The sequence below is a fragment of the Sunxiuqinia elliptica genome (assembly GCF_900113005.1).
Classification (GTDB): Bacteria; Bacteroidota; Bacteroidia; order Bacteroidales; family Prolixibacteraceae; genus Sunxiuqinia; species Sunxiuqinia elliptica.
On sequence record NZ_FONW01000003.1, the window covers coordinates 304,277 to 319,118 of the forward strand.

Annotated in this window: 14 protein-coding genes and 1 riboswitch; of the genes, 9 read left to right on the forward strand and 5 right to left on the reverse strand. The window is 44.8% G+C overall.

Going from position 1 to position 14,842, the window contains the following annotated elements; translation table 11 throughout:
• Positions 1-40: 40 nt before the first annotated feature.
• The 4 genes from BM156_RS09580 to BM156_RS09595 all read right to left on the reverse strand — a co-directional run bounded on the left by BM156_RS09580 (position 41) and on the right by BM156_RS09595 (position 3,886).
• Entirely contained in the window at positions 41-1,078 is a 1,038-nt protein-coding gene (locus tag BM156_RS09580; RefSeq protein ID WP_139218251.1) for an MsnO8 family LLM class oxidoreductase, read from the reverse strand.
• 10 nt (positions 1,079-1,088) lie between these two features.
• Positions 1,089-1,730 (reverse strand): NAD(P)H-dependent oxidoreductase, encoded by a 642-nt coding sequence (locus tag BM156_RS09585; RefSeq protein WP_093919637.1) that lies wholly within the window; start codon positions 1,728-1,730, stop codon positions 1,089-1,091.
• 90 nt (positions 1,731-1,820) lie between these two features.
• On the reverse strand, positions 1,821-2,696 hold the full coding sequence (gene hchA / locus BM156_RS09590) for a glyoxalase III HchA (protein WP_093919638.1): 876 nt from the start codon (positions 2,694-2,696) through the stop codon (positions 1,821-1,823).
• 230 nt (positions 2,697-2,926) lie between these two features.
• On the reverse strand, positions 2,927-3,886 hold the full coding sequence (locus BM156_RS09595) for a helix-turn-helix domain-containing protein (protein WP_093919639.1): 960 nt from the start codon (positions 3,884-3,886) through the stop codon (positions 2,927-2,929).
• Between the two features lie 262 nt (positions 3,887-4,148).
• On the opposite strand from BM156_RS09595, the gene BM156_RS09600 reads away from it, so the two are divergent.
• The 3 genes from BM156_RS09600 (at position 4,149) to BM156_RS09610 (ending at position 7,352) form a co-directional block, all read left to right on the forward strand.
• Complete coding sequence (locus tag BM156_RS09600) at positions 4,149-4,535, forward strand: HYC_CC_PP family protein (protein WP_139218252.1); 387 nt, start codon at positions 4,149-4,151, stop codon at positions 4,533-4,535.
• 199 nt (positions 4,536-4,734) lie between these two features.
• Complete coding sequence (locus tag BM156_RS09605; protein WP_093919641.1) at positions 4,735-5,097, forward strand: heavy-metal-associated domain-containing protein; 363 nt, start codon at positions 4,735-4,737, stop codon at positions 5,095-5,097.
• Positions 5,098-5,108: 11 nt separating this feature from the next.
• On the forward strand, positions 5,109-7,352 hold the full coding sequence (locus BM156_RS09610; protein ID WP_093919642.1) for a TonB-dependent receptor: 2,244 nt from the start codon (positions 5,109-5,111) through the stop codon (positions 7,350-7,352).
• Here BM156_RS09610 and BM156_RS20880 read toward each other — a convergent pair.
• A complete protein-coding gene (locus BM156_RS20880) occupies positions 7,346-7,468 on the reverse strand; it encodes a hypothetical protein (RefSeq protein ID WP_262987307.1) in 123 nt (40 codons plus the stop codon). The genes BM156_RS09610 and BM156_RS20880 overlap by 7 nt on opposite strands.
• A 119-nt stretch (positions 7,469-7,587) precedes the next feature.
• Positions 7,588-7,792: riboswitch (cobalamin riboswitch) on the forward strand.
• Between the two features lie 139 nt (positions 7,793-7,931).
• On the opposite strand from BM156_RS20880, the gene BM156_RS09615 reads away from it, so the two are divergent.
• From BM156_RS09615 to BM156_RS09635, 6 genes are all read left to right on the forward strand, one after another.
• On the forward strand, positions 7,932-8,918 hold the full coding sequence (locus BM156_RS09615) for a ribonucleotide-diphosphate reductase subunit beta (RefSeq protein WP_093919643.1): 987 nt from the start codon (positions 7,932-7,934) through the stop codon (positions 8,916-8,918).
• A gap of 10 nt (positions 8,919-8,928) precedes the next feature.
• The gene (locus tag BM156_RS09620) at positions 8,929-11,334 is read left to right on the forward strand and encodes a ribonucleoside-diphosphate reductase subunit alpha (RefSeq protein WP_093919644.1); all 2,406 of its coding nucleotides are present in this window, start codon (positions 8,929-8,931) and stop codon (positions 11,332-11,334) included.
• Between the two features lie 31 nt (positions 11,335-11,365).
• Complete coding sequence (locus tag BM156_RS09625; RefSeq protein WP_093919645.1) at positions 11,366-13,546, forward strand: ribonucleoside triphosphate reductase; 2,181 nt, start codon at positions 11,366-11,368, stop codon at positions 13,544-13,546.
• A 126-nt stretch (positions 13,547-13,672) separates the two neighbouring features.
• Complete coding sequence (locus BM156_RS20690; RefSeq protein WP_170846918.1) at positions 13,673-13,819, forward strand: hypothetical protein; 147 nt, start codon at positions 13,673-13,675, stop codon at positions 13,817-13,819.
• The gene (locus tag BM156_RS09630; protein WP_093919646.1) at positions 13,809-14,501 is read left to right on the forward strand and encodes an anaerobic ribonucleoside-triphosphate reductase activating protein; all 693 of its coding nucleotides are present in this window, start codon (positions 13,809-13,811) and stop codon (positions 14,499-14,501) included. The genes BM156_RS20690 and BM156_RS09630 overlap by 11 nt, the downstream gene beginning before the upstream one ends.
• Before the next feature lie 36 nt (positions 14,502-14,537).
• Complete coding sequence (locus BM156_RS09635) at positions 14,538-14,747, forward strand: cysteine-rich CWC family protein (protein WP_093919647.1); 210 nt, start codon at positions 14,538-14,540, stop codon at positions 14,745-14,747.
• Positions 14,748-14,842: the final 95 nt, after the last annotated feature.

Sequence of the window (14,842 nt, forward strand, 5' to 3'; positions counted from 1 at the left end):
ATCATTTCAGGTATAGCGTTAACACAAACCTACACCTGATTTAACACGAGTCCGTCTTTCTAAGCTCAAATGCATCCGCCAGCAACTGGTAAGAACGCAGCCGTGCTTCGTGATTCGAGCTTAAGGTGTGTACCATAATCTCGTCCGTTTCATACGCTTCACCGATCTGCATCAACCAATCGCGCACCTGATCCGGCGTTCCAATCAAAACACGTGGCGGTTGTTGTGGATCAGTCAGCATTTCCGGTTCGCGAAGTCCGCCAAGCAGGCGAATGGCCGTATCTTCATCCTTCAACAAGCTCTGAATATCGCCCGAACTGCGCAGGCGACGCTCAAACAACTGAAAAGGAGCCGACAAGCGGTTGGCCTCTTCTGCCGTTTCAGCTACAAACACATTGAGTGCCAACATTAACGTTGGTTTTTGCAAGCCTGAAGCCTGTTTTGCCGGAGTAAACTGCTGATGATAGATCTGCGAAATACCGTAGGACTGCATGGGGTTGATGAAACCCGAAAAGGCATAGCGCAAACCCAGTTTCGCAGCGGCCATAGCGCTCCACGAACTTGAGCCCAGCAGCCAAAAGTTCGGGCTACTCCCGTTGTTGTACGATTGAATTTGAGCAAACGGACTATCGGCTTCAAAACTGTTGTTCATCCATTGCACCAACTCCTGAAGTTGCTCCGCTGAGTCGTCCGCACTCGGACGATACACGGACCGACGTCGCTGCAAGGCCAAATCGCTCACCGGGCCAGTGGTTGCCCGGCCAATTCCCATGTCAATGCGCCCGGGAAACAAGTCCTCCAAAGTATTGAACACCTCAGCCACTTTAAAGGGGCTGTAATGATTCAACAGCACCGCTCCCGAGCCAACCTTAAGCTGGCTGGTTTGTGACGCAACAAGCGGAATCAGCACTTCCGGACTTCTTCCGGCTGCTGCGCCGGTGGCATGGTGCTCAGCCATCCAAAAGCGGGTGTATCCCCATTCATCCACCTTCTTTGCCGTGTCCAACGTATTCATTAAGGCCTGTTGCCGATCGCCTGATCGTGGAACAACAGATAAATCCAATACTGAAAGCTTCATGTTTAGCTCCTTAATCAATAACTGTTACCAATTCCGTTAGCGGTTTTCTCACCTTCACCAGGTTAACCAGCCAATCTTTTTCTACATCGCGATAGCCAAGCGGCAACATAAGCGTGCTTCGCAAGCCTTTTTCGCGCAAGCCCAGCAGTTCATCCAAGGCTGCCGGATCAAAACCTTCCATCGGCGTGTGGTCAACCTGTTCGTAGCTAGCCTGGGTAATGGCAGCCATAAAGGCAATGTACGTTTGACGAGCCGTGTGCGTAAAATGCTGCTCTTCGGTCTGCTGTCCGTACATATTCAGCAAAAATTGGCGATAGTTTTCCCAGCCTTCATTGCGCATTCCACGAACCTCATTCGTCAGGTCAAACATATGGTTGATACGCTCTGGTGTATAGCTGTCCCAAGCGGCAAAAACCAACAGGTGTGAGCCCGAGGTAATTTGAGGCTGATCAAAGGCAATGGCCCGAATCTTCTGTTTCATTTCCTCATTGGTGATCACCAGTATTTCAAAGGGTTGTAATCCGCTGGAAGTTGGCGCCAACCGAGCGGCTTCCAAAATGCGTTCGATTTTATCTTCTGCTACTTTCTCCCCGTTCATGGCTTTGGTTGCATAACGAGTACTTAATTGGTCTAAAAAATCTGTATTCTTCATCGTTTTATTTATTGCGATTGTTTCTAACTATTTCGTGCTACAGCAAGAGATTCAAACGCTATCAGCACGCTTTTTTTATTTTAAAATGAATTACTTCGAATGAATTTCCTGAAGGAATACTTCAGCTGTCAGTTTTCCCAGCTTATTCGCAGCCATCGGGCTATCGCCAGTCAGCAGCTTCCGATCCTGACAGACTTTTCCGCTAGCCGTACTATTGACAATCTTCATCCCTCGCTCCTTCAATTTTTCGCCAAACAACCAGGGCATTTTCCCCGGCAAGTAACCTAAAGCAGGCAACAGCTTATCCATCGAATCAGGGAACGCTGCCAATTGGTAGCCCTTTAGGGGAAAGTTTCCCTGCGGTTCCTGCATGCTGGCTGCCAGCAAGGCCGCCGGACCATGGCAAATGGAGACTAAGTATTTATCTTCTGCCAAAGCCCACTCAATGACACGTTTTACATCTGTGTTTTGTGGCAATCCCAAAATAGCTCCATGTCCTCCGGGAATAAATACGCCCAGGTAGGGCGAATCTTCGAACAAGCCAGACTCAACTACATCACGCAAATCAAGCGGACGAGCCAATTGGGCCTTGTTTTGCCGATAGATACGCATCACATCCTCATCTTCTTCGGGCATCGCCCAGTGTTCCAACTGCAACGGCTTTCCCGTTGGCGTCGCCAAGTCGAAACCAAAGCCAGCTTGCTCCCAGTGCAACAAAGGGACAAATAATTCAACCGGATGATTTCCGGTTTCAAACTGCTTCCCGTTCTGCATGGACAGAAGCCCCTCTTCTGTTCCGATCACCAGTATCTTCCGATTTTGATCCTCATTCCGGTTTTTATACCTCACCGGTTTATAATCCGTCGTACGCTTAACCGACAGCTTCATGACTAAGCTGGATGGCGCGTAACGGTTAACTCCGCGGCTTGTCGGAGCTGTTCCTAATAGTTTTCGAATTGTTTTCATTGCTTAACGAATTAATTGAACTTTCATTGACCCAACAAAAATACCGCATTGGTTGGGCATCCTGTTACTCCTGAAAGACCACTTGCTACTCCTAAAAGCTCAAATGAAGTGAATAAACCAGCCTATATCCTGAAGTATTCCTCCTCGCTGAAAGGGACAAGATCATCGAATATCCCTTGTTTAAAAAGAAGTTTAACAATGATGACCCGCTAAAGTTGATTAAGCTTGTGCTAGGGTTCAACCTGACTTGGCAGAATGCCAAAATGATTCTTAAACGCTTTAGAAAACTGACTCAAGTTAGCATAGCCTAAGATGAAACCGGTCTCCGAAACCGTGTAGGTCCCTTTGGTTAGAATTTCCATCGCCTTGGCCATTTTGTTTTGCAGGTGGTATTGATACGGCGAAGTGCCAAACACCTCTTTAAACAGCCGCTTGAACTTTGTCAGGCTCATGCCGGCTTGCTCCGAAAGTCGCTCCAACGACACTTCCGTAATCGGGTTGGCATCAATCGACTCACGCACTTTCATCAGTTGCTCCAAATCCTTGTGATGAATGTTTGCCTTTGGCGGGGTGTTTAAACGTCTTCGCTTCAACTTCACAAACAGGTAATCCAAAATTTGGAGAATGACAGAAATTGAAGTTAAACGATCCGAATGCCGCAAGTCGATCGACTTAATCAGGTCTGAAAAACGGTAATCCAGGTTTTCGGAGATGTAAATGGGGCTGTTACATTCAAAGAAATTGCACATCCCCGATTCATCGACCAATACATTCTCATCCAACCATGTGTGGGTGAACAGTAAATTGAAAATCCGAACTGATTCATGCGCTTTTACGATCGTTTGCGATTTTGTCGTTGCCGAAGTCAGCAACACATTCATGTTATCAAAGCCCAAGGTGAAGTTATGCTCTTTCGATTTATGCTGTATTTGTGAGTTTGACAGGTAAAAATCAACCAGAAACAATTCGTTTTTCTGATGAGGAATTCGGTGTAACTCCAGATCTTCATTCAATTTAAAATCCATCTGCTGTGCCCATAAGCCCTCTTGCACCTTAAGGTAAGTTGATTGGCCATCGCCCATCTTCGGATCCAAGGTAATCTGATTCTCCTGAATAACCGAAGGAAGTTTCTGAGCTAAAAGCTCATACCACTCTTTGGGATCTGATAACTGATAATATATATTTCTCATTAATCGTCTCTTTCAATCTAATTATATGCACCCTATCCAACTCCACTCAAAGCTATAAAAGCAAATCAAACCGCACGGCAAACCAAGAATGGGTGCTTTTATATTTTCCAGAGACTATAACAACGCAAACGCCTCTCGGGTTCTCCAACTGTATGCCAACGGCTGTTACGCTGTTTCTGAGGAGCTTGTAATACAAGACATTTTTTGTATTTTTGGCAAACATAAAACACCAGTTCTTGTTATAGAAACTGAACGATTTTGTATGAAAAAACTGCTATCCATACTATTCTCCATATTCTATTTGACGCTAACCATTGGTTTAGTAGTCAATATGCATTATTGCCAGGGAGAATTAGCTTCGGTGCAGTTGTACGAAGAAGAAGCCAGTTGTTGTTGTTCGGATCAAGCCTCGATAACGAGCTGTTGTGATGACCACACGCAACTTTTAAAACTTGATATTGAGCCTACGCTTACCCCGAGCCATCGGCTAAATACGCAAGTTTGGGAAATCGACTTATTGCCTTCTGAAACGGCAAACCAAACCTTGGATGAACTCCCCTTCAATGGTTCTATTTGGTCAACAGACACTCGACCACCTTTGGAGGAGCCTTCCTGGCTGCTCTTTTGTTCCCTAATTTTCTACGGGTAGCTCGTGATAAAATACGATACCGCTTCAGCCTTTACAGGAGGCTGTACTCCTTCAAATAAATAGTTTACAAACAACTTGGGCAAAAGATTTAATAAACTTGGCTTTGCCTTTTTTCATTTATGCAGATTGCTTAAGTGACGAGAAGCATATAAAAGAAGCCACAAGTTTACTTCTTGCTTCAGGTTTAAAATCAAAACAAATGAAATCGACCATAAAAACATCATTATTGATGGTTGCCCTACTTATATCTTTCTCGCTACACGCTAGCGCGACGACTGAGAAAAAGGTAGCAACTGCAGAGTTTAAAGTATCAGGCGTCTGTAAAATGTGTGAGAAACGCATTGAAGATGCAGCTTTAATAAAAGGCGTAAAACTCGCTGACTGGGATAAAGAAAAACAAAAAATAAAGGTCATTTATCGTCCCGACAAAACCGATGAATTAACTATTCAGAAAGCCATTGCCAAAGTGGGACACGACACCGAAAAAGTAAAAGCAAGCGATAAAGCTTATCAGAAGTTGCATAACTGCTGTAAATATCGCGAAGGACAAGAGATTCATTAAATGACATAAACATGATGCAGATAAAATGGATGATTCTTCTGCTACTTGTGACACCTTGCTTAAGCTGGGGACAAGCTGCTCCCAATTGGGTAAATGGACAGGTAGTGGAGAATGGTGAAGACGGAAAAAGTGAACCTCTCGTAGGTGTGAATGTCTATTGGGCTGGCACAACAATAGGAACCAGTTCTGACGAGCAGGGGCGCTTCCAGCTGGAACGAAACCAGCAAACGAATCAGTTGGTATTTAGCTATGTTGGCTACAGAAATGATACACTAGAGGTAAATTCGGGAGCATTGCCCAAAGTTGTGCTTAGTGCCTCCGTTGAACTGGCCGATATTGAGGTCGTGAAACGACAAAAGACTACAACTGTTTCCATGCTTAACTCAATCAAAGTTGAGCAAGTTGGAGAAAAAGAGCTGCTAAAAGCTGCTTGTTGTAACCTCAGCGAGAGCTTTGAGACCAATCCCAGCATTGATGTTTCGTTTACCGATGCCGTAACCGGAACACGCCAAATTCAGATGTTAGGACTCGCGGGCCCTTACGTCCAAATGACCCGTGAGAATATCCCGGACATAAGGGGGTTATCCTCTCTCTATGGCTTGCTGTTTATTCCTGGTACTTGGATTGAAAGTATCCAGCTAAACAAAGGTACCGGATCGGTTGCCAATGGCTACGAGAGTATCGCAGGACAAATCAACGTGGAGCTACGTAAACCAGAAGAGGCTGAACGCTTGTATTTAAACCTGTTTGCCAATACCGAAAGTCGCCTTGAAGCCAACCTGAACCTGGCTCACCGCTTCAAAAACGGGAAGTGGTCAACGGCCTTATTGCTGCATGGCAAAGACAACTCCAGCAAACTGGATCATAACCACGATGGTTTTATGGATATGCCCATCGGCGACACCTATACCCTTCTGAACCGATGGAAGTATTTTGGGGATGATGGATTGCGGTTTCAAGCCGGAGTGAAAGGAACAACCATGAACAACCAAGGAGGGCAAATCAACTTTCGTCCGGAAGATGCCTTGACCACCAACGCTTGGGGAATGGACCTGCAAATTCGCAGGCTGGAAGGCTGGACAAAACTGGGAAAGGTTTTTGAAGATTTTCCATGGCGATCAGTTGGCTTACAATTAGCGGGAAATACGCATAAGCAAGACAGCTACTTTGGCCTAAACAGTTACAATGCCAAACAGGAATCAGGCTATGCCAACTTCGTCTATCAAAGTATTTTAAGTAATACCCGGCATGAGTTTAAAACTGGAATCTCGTTTCAATACGATCATTATAATGAGCAGCTAAATGATACCACCTTCAACCGCGAAGAAGCCGTTCCTGGAGCCTATTTTGAATACACCTATCTCCCATCCGAAAAATTGTCTTTGGTTGCTGGGCTAAGAGCCGATTATCACAATTTGTTCGGAGCCTTTATAACCCCACGCTTGCACCTTCGTTATGCTCCATTTGAGCAAACAGTCATTCGTTTGGCCGCAGGTCGCGGGCAACGCACCGCAAGCATTATTTCGGAGAACAGTGGCGTACTGGCAAGCTCTCGTCAGCTCATTATTCAGGGACAGGACAATGGTAATCCCTACGGCTTTGGGCCGGAAGTCGCTTGGAACCTGGGGCTTAACCTTACCCAAAAATTTCTGCTGGATTATCGTGAAGGAAGTGTCAGCTTTGACTTTTACCGAACGGATTTCAGCAAACAGGTTATTCTTGATTTAGAACAAAGCCCTCAGCAAGCCTTGTTTTACGAGCTGAATGGCGACTCTTATTCAAACAGTTTTCAAGCTCAATTTGACTATGAAGTACTAACACGCCTCGATGCTCGTCTGGCTTACCGTTGGTACGATGTCAAAACAACTTATGGCGATCAACTGCTTCAAAAACCTTTGCAAGCAGCACACCGGGCTTTCCTTAACTTAGGCTACGAATCGCATAGCCATTGGAAGTTCGACTACACCTTGAATTGGCAGGGTAAAAAGCGAATTCCATCAACAAGCTCGAATCCTGAACAGTACCAGTTAGAGGACTATTCGCCGGATTTTTTCCTGATGAATGCTCAGATTAGCAAGACCTGGAATGAACGTTTTGAACTATACGTTGGCATGGAAAACTTAGCCAACTATAAACAGCCCAACCCTATTTTGGCAAGCGATCAACCCTTCAGCCCTTATTTTGATAGTTCACTCGTCTGGGGACCAATCTTTGGACGAAAGACTTATTTTGGACTACGATATAAACTTCAATAATCCCAGAGGATGCCAGCCGTTTTAGCTGGCATCCTTTTTTCTTTTAAACCAGCACTTTTCATACTCGCACCTCCACTTAAGCTGGCACTGACGAGCGGAACTGAAATCCCCTCCATGATTTTCATTTTTGGGAGTTATTAACAAGATAAACAGGTCTGGAATAAAAGGCTTTTAATAGGATTCTCTTGCTGGTTTGTTAAAAACTCCATAGAACAAATTTCAGCTAAATGGCTTAAACTTGTTATCGATTATTGGTTTCCCCGCCAACCACCGTTGACTGGGAATAAAAAGGGAATCCTGTGAAAATCAGGAGCTGTCCCCGCAGCTGTAAGTCCTTACGATGTTTCTGATGTTCTTTTGCCACTGTCCGCCAATTCGCGGATGGGAAGGCTTTCGGAAACCGGATGAGCCAGAAGACCTGCCATAATCTGTTTACAATTAGACTTTCGGGAGTAAAGGTCTGGTTCAGAGGTCGAATGGCATCCGTATACCCTTTTTGTTCTGATTTGTGCCGCTTTCTGTCTTTGCACCATTATTCCTCCCGATGGCTTGATTTACAACATCAAAATACAACGAATAATGAATGCAAAATTAATTGGGCGTACATCGGTGCGCGACAACATCAAACTCAGCGAGAATCCCTCGTATCCTGTTTTTCGTGAGCTTTACGAGAAACAAAAAAAGGCCATTTGGTTCCCCGAAGAGCTCAATATTCAGCAAGATGCACTCGACTACCACCATCTTTCAGTTGAAGAGAAAGACCTGTTTGACACAGCTGTTGGGTACTTTTCTTCTTCGGAATTATTGGTGCAGAATGTTTTGGTCAATGCTTTTTTCCCTTTATTAACCGATCCGCATGCCAAGATGAGCTTTAGCACCCAGCTTTTCATGGAGAACATTCACAGCGACTTTTTCGAAAGTGTGCTGCAGTCGTTTGGAATGGATCATGCTGCAATGTACGATGTAGCTTTCAGCGATCCGTTTCTGCGTAAAAAGCAATCGCTCATTGTCGAAGAGATCGATAAAATCAGCTATGGAAAAATTGATCCGGAAACACTTGAAGGACAAAAACAGGTACTTCGGGCTATTCTTCTGAATAACATTGTATTGGAAGGAATCTTCTTCTACTCCAGCTTTGCACACTTTTTCGCCATGAAAGAGATGGGCAAAATGAAGAATGTGGCATCGGGTGTGGAATTGATTTTAATCGATGAATCACTCCATTTGCAAAACGGCATTGAGGCCATTCTCATCATTCTGGATGAAAGCCCTGACATTGTCGAGGATGAAGCTTTTGTGGAAGAAATGCGCAGTATCATACTGAAAGGCTTGCAGCTTGAGCTCGACTACATTCGCTCAAAATTTGGTCAGCGAAGCCTGCTAGGCATGTCCTATCCCGAACTGGAGAAATACCTGAAATACATTACTGACAGGCGTTTGGTGGAACTTGGTTTCGATCCGGAGTTTAACATCCACGAAAACCCCTTACGCTTTTTGCAAAAAGAAGATGTAAAAAAGCTGATCAACTTTTTTGAAGTTTCATCTACCGAATACACCAACTACTAAAGCCAGTAACATGCAACGAACAGTAATCAAAAGAGACGGTAGCGAAGAGCGCTTTCGCACCCAGGAAATTATCAACGCCATTTTTGAAATCATTAAAGGCATGGCGGTTGAAGATGATTATGAGCTGGTTTTCCGGATCATCAAGGAACTGGACCTAAAAGTCCCGGAGCGAGTAACAACAGAAGAATTGGATGTCTTGGTTTTGAAGGCCATTGAGCACCTCATTCCTAAGCATCCGGTATACGATACCCTCGCCACCTTACAGTTGCTAAAACTGATCAATAAGCGGGTTGGTCGCCAATTTAGTTCCTTCTCGCAATACCTGAAATTCAATATTGAAACCGGCTATCTAAAAGAAGACTTGGTTCAGTTCGATCTGAAAACCATCGAAAAAGCGATTGACTATGACAATGATCGCCTGCTCGACTATTTTGGATTGACCACGCTTCGAGATCGTTACCTATCGAAAGACAGAGAACAGGAAGTGATTGAAAAGCCACAGTGGTTTTTCATGCGGGTAGCCTTGGGAATTGGAACGACCGAAGACGAAGTAATCGCCATTTACAACAAGATGTCGCGCTTGGAATACCTACATTCAACCCCAACCTTATTCAACTCTGGAACCAATGTCTCTCAGTACTCGTCTTGCTATGTCAATGTCGTAGACGATTCTCTGCAATCCATTACCGACAAGCTAACCGAGACCGCTTTTTTAGCCAAATATGCAGGCGGCGTAGGGACCGACATCAGCCGGGTTCGAGCTACGGGATCGCACATCCACTCACTAAATGCCAAATCATCAGGCGTTATCCCATTCATCAAGGTTTTCGATACCATGGTGAACTCCATCCAGCAAGGTGGACGACGCCGGAGTTCGCAGGTCATTTCCATCCAACCTTGGCATTACGATATTGAAACCTTCCTGGAATTACGGGAAACAACCGGGAATGCTTACTTCCGAACACCATCTTTAAATACAAAGCTCTGGATGCCGGATGAAATGATGAAGCGCATTGAGAAAGATGAGCCAGTCTATTTATTTGATCCGGGAGAATGCCCTGAGTTGGTAGAGGCTGTTGGTGATGATTTCTCGAACAAATACCACAAACGCATTCAGCAGGCTGAAGCGGGTGAACTCAAACTTTTCAAGAAACTTTCAGGCCGCGATTTCTACAAGAAATACCTCTTTAAGCTTGCGAAGACCGGGCATCCTTGGTTGACCTTTAAGGATGCGCACAACCGGCACAACCCTTGCCCTCAATATGGAATCATCAACAGCTCAAATCTTTGTACCGAGATTGCGATTCCAAACAATCCAGAATCGACGGCAGTCTGCACCCTGGCCTCCGTTAACTTGGCGCGTCACATCAATGCGGATAAAACGGACTTTAACTGGACGCAACTGGAAAGCACCATTCAAATTATTGTCCGCGCCTTGGACAATGTGCTGGATAAAAATTACTATCCATCCGAAGCCAGTAAACGGAACACAATGGACCTACGGCCACTCGGTATTGGCATGATGGGTTTTGCTGAAGCCTTGGTTCAACTGAAAATTGCCTATGATTCCAGCCAAGCCGTAGAAGTGGCTCAAAAGCTGGGGCAATTTTTCCGGGAGAAAGCTTACGGAACGTCAGAGCAATTAGCCAAGGAGAAAGGAGCCTTTCCACACTACGAAGCGGTTCGCAAAGCAGGGAAAGCTTACGCCTACCCTGCCCGACGCAATGCGGTATTGCTTGCAATTGCACCCACCGCAACCATATCCATCATTGCCGGAACCACTTCCTCCATTGACTCGTATTTCAGCAACCTGTACTCACGCGATACCCTTTCCGGAAAATACATCGTCATCAACAAACGACTCATTGAGGATTTGGAGATCAAAGGACTATGGAATGATGAAATTGCCGATGCAATTAAGAGCAACAACGGCTCGGTGCAAACCATTGAGGCTTTGCGTGGCAAGATTGATGTGAACCTGTATAAAACCACCTACGAAGTGCACCCCAAACGGCAGATTGACCTGGCTGCGGCATTTCAGGAAACCGTGGATCAAGCTGTTTCAAAATCAATTTACATAGATGAGCAACTACGCGCTGAAATGGAAGATATCTACCTGTATGCCTGGAAAAAGCAATTAAAATCAACCTATTATTGTTTTATCGACAAGGTCATTAAAGGCGAAAAATATACTTCAGAAGTTAACAAGCGAGGCAGCCGAAAAGGCTTCGGACGTCAAAAGCTTGCCACGCCTGATTCAAGATTGAAAAATGATTCACCCGACGGGCTAAAGACGATAGAACTGGAGGCTCGAGCCAAGTTTGGCGATGAACTTGTCGATGAGGTAAAGAAAGGCAACCAGGAGACTTGCCCAACTGATCCGTTGCTGGCCAAGCTCTGCCCCAGCTGCGAATAAAAAAACAAAACATCAACTAACTTTTTTATAAATGAATACAAAAACCAAAATTCAAACGGTTGTTAAACGTGACGGCCGTTCGGCAGCTTTTGATACCGAAAAGATTGCATTTGCAATTTTTAAGGCTTTACGAGCTACCGGCAAGCCCAGCCGGGAAAATGCCAATACCTATTGCTCTCAAGTCATTCAGCAATTAGAGCAATTGCAAGAAGAGACGCCAACCGTTGAAAACATTCAGGATGTTGTTGAACGAGTGCTCCTGGATAATCAGGAGTTTGATGCAGCTAAAGCCTACATCATTTACCGTTATCAGCATCAAAATATTCGGGAGGCCAAAAACATTTTTTCCAATATTGACCTCATCGAAGATTACATCAATCTTCAGGATTGGCGGGTGAAAGAAAGTGCCAACTCAACCTATTCGCTGCAAGGGTTGAATCAGCATATTTCCACCATCATCAGCTCGCAGTATTGGTTGAGCCAGATTTACCCCGAGGAAATTGCACAAGCCCATAAAAGCGGGCGTTTCCACATCCACGACTTGGGCTTTCTGAGTGTTTACTGTGTAGGCTGGGACCTGGAAGACTTGTTATTAAGTGGATTCCGCGGTGTTGAAGGAAAAACACAAAGCAAGCCCCCCAAACATCTGCGAACCGCTTTGGGACAGCTTGTCAACTTCTTTTACACCATGCAGGGAGAAGCTGCCGGAGCCCAGGCATTATCCAGCTTCGACACTTATTTGGCACCGTTTATTCGCCACGACAAACTGGACTATGCCGGCGTAAAGCAGTGCCTGCAAGAATTCATGTTTAATGTGAATGTACCTACACGTGTAGGCTTTCAAACACCATTCACCAACGTAACGCTCGACTTGGAAATTCCGGGACACATGCTACAGCAACCGGTTATTATTGGTGGTGAGTTGCAAACATCGGTTTATGGCGATTACCAGGAAGAAATGAAGGTTTTCAATCAGGCTTTTGCCGAGGTGATGCTTGAAGGCGATGCGAATGGCAGTGTATTCTCTTTTCCAATCCCAACTTACAACATCACCAAAGAATTTGATTGGGACAATCCGGCCTATGAAAAGATTTGGGAAATGACTGCAAAATATGGGATTCCCTATTTTTCAAACTTCGTGAATTCAGACATGAGCCCGGACGATGTTCGCTCCATGTGCTGTCGTTTGCGCTTAGATAAGCGCGAATTGAAAAGCCGTGGTGGTGGCTTATTTGGCGCCAATCCGCTAACTGGATCAGTTGGTGTGGTTACCATCAACTTGCCTCGTTTAGGATACGAATCGGCTTCCGAAGAAGATTTCTTTCAACGGCTATCGCACCTGATGGAATTGGGGAAAAGCAGCCTGGAAATCAAACGGAAGGTTATCGAACAACTGACTCATCAAGGGCTTTACCCGTATTCGAAATTCTACCTGCGTCACTTGTACCAGAAAAATGGCAGCTATTGGGACAACCACTTCTCAACCATTGGCTTGGTTGGCATGAACGAATGTTGCCTGAATTTTCTGGGCAAGGAAATGATTTCAGAGAAAGGGCATGCCTTTGCCGTGAAGATCATGGATTTCATGCGCGAACGCTTGCAGGATTTCCAAGCTGAAACCGGGCATATCTACAACCTGGAAGCCACGCCAGCTGAAGGAACTTCGTATCGATTGGCACGCATCGATAAAATGCAGTATGCAGACATCATTGTTGCCAATGAGCAGCATGTAGCCCAAGGAGCTGAACCATATTACACCAACTCTACCCAGCTGCCGGTTGCCTACACCGACGATTTGTTTGAAGCTTTGCGCCTGCAGGATGACTTTCAGGTTCGCTACACCGGAGGTACAGTTTTCCATACGTTTGTTGGCGAACGCCAGTTAAGCAGTGATGCCATTAAACGACTGCTAGTTATAGTAATGAATAACTTTAAGTTGCCTTACATCACACTGTCCCCAACCTTCAGCATTTGCCCCAGCCACGGTTATTTGTATGGCGAACACCATCAGTGCCCCAAATGCCAAGCAGATGGTGTTGAACAAGCTTGTACGGTATTTTCCCGCATTGTGGGCTATTTGCGACCGGTCGATCAATGGAACGACGGTAAGCGACAGGAATTTGATGAACGCAAATTATTCGATCACCAATCTCATGGACGAGAAAAGCCCCTGGAACTAATTCAGCTTCCCGAAGAAGTTCCTGTTTCATAATTGAGCAGCAAACTATCCGGCATTTTCTGTCGGATAGTTTCACCAAGAATCTATGCTTCTCCAATTCGGGGAGGTAGCCGGTTCTTTTTAGTTGAACTGATCAATCAAGCTTAAACAATTTTCATTATGCGCATCAATCCTGACCGTAAAAAGTCCAAGAAACGCTACCCTCCACTCCTTTCGTGGGACATCTACCAACAATACCTAATTCGTATGGAACAAGAGCAAAAACAAAAGGAAACACCTAAAAACCAGTCATCACATGAACATTAGTGGATGGATTAAACAAAGCCTGATGGATTATCCTGGGAAGATCGCTTCGGTAATCTTTACCCAAGGATGTAATTTTCGTTGCCCCTACTGTCATAATCCAGAACTTATTCCAAAGGGAAAAGGCAGGATTGATGAAAACGAAGTGTTGGCCCACCTGCGCAAAACCCAGATGCTGCTCGATGGCATTGTCATTAGCGGTGGAGAGCCAACCATGCAAAGCGATCTGACGGATTTCATTCGTGAGATTAAAAGCCTGGGCTTAGCTGTTAAATTGGACACCAATGGCAGTCAATCGAACCGTTTGGAGCAATTATTAGCTGAAGGCTTAGTTGATTATATCGCAATGGACATCAAGTCAGAGCTATGTCCAGCAGACTATTCCAAAAACTCAGGAATTCCTGTTAGTACTCCATGCTTAAATGAAATTCGCCGATCAATACAGCTACTTATTCGTTCAGGCGTTGAACATGAATTTAGAACAACTGTTTGTAGAGAATTGATCTCGATGGAAAATTTGCATAGAATTTTAGCTGAAATGACTGGTGCTAAGCGCTATTTCATTCAACATTACCGACCAGCTGAGAAGCAGACAACGATGCGCTTTTCGGCCTATTCAAATGAGGAAATAGCTGGCTGGTTAGCTATAGCCAACCAGCAATTAGACGTCGCCATTCGCGATTGATTCGAATAGTTGATTTAATGACAAGCAAATTACAAAATGAACAATAAATACGAAGAACACGAATGTGCCAATTGTGGCTGCTTAATGGAATGCACCGGAAGTGTTAATTGTTGGTGTTTAGAACTAACGATTCCTGAAGAAGTGCAGGATTTTATTGCTGCTAGTTTCGATGGTTGCCTATGCCGAAACTGCATTGCTGAAATGATTGAAAAGATGAAAAACTACTCTGGCTTGAAGGAGATATAAAGTAGGACATACGAAAGTACAATATAATATTTCTTAAAACTATCGCCAAAAGCCTTTAATGTGAGGTGGCAATGAAGGTCGATAATACGTTCCAT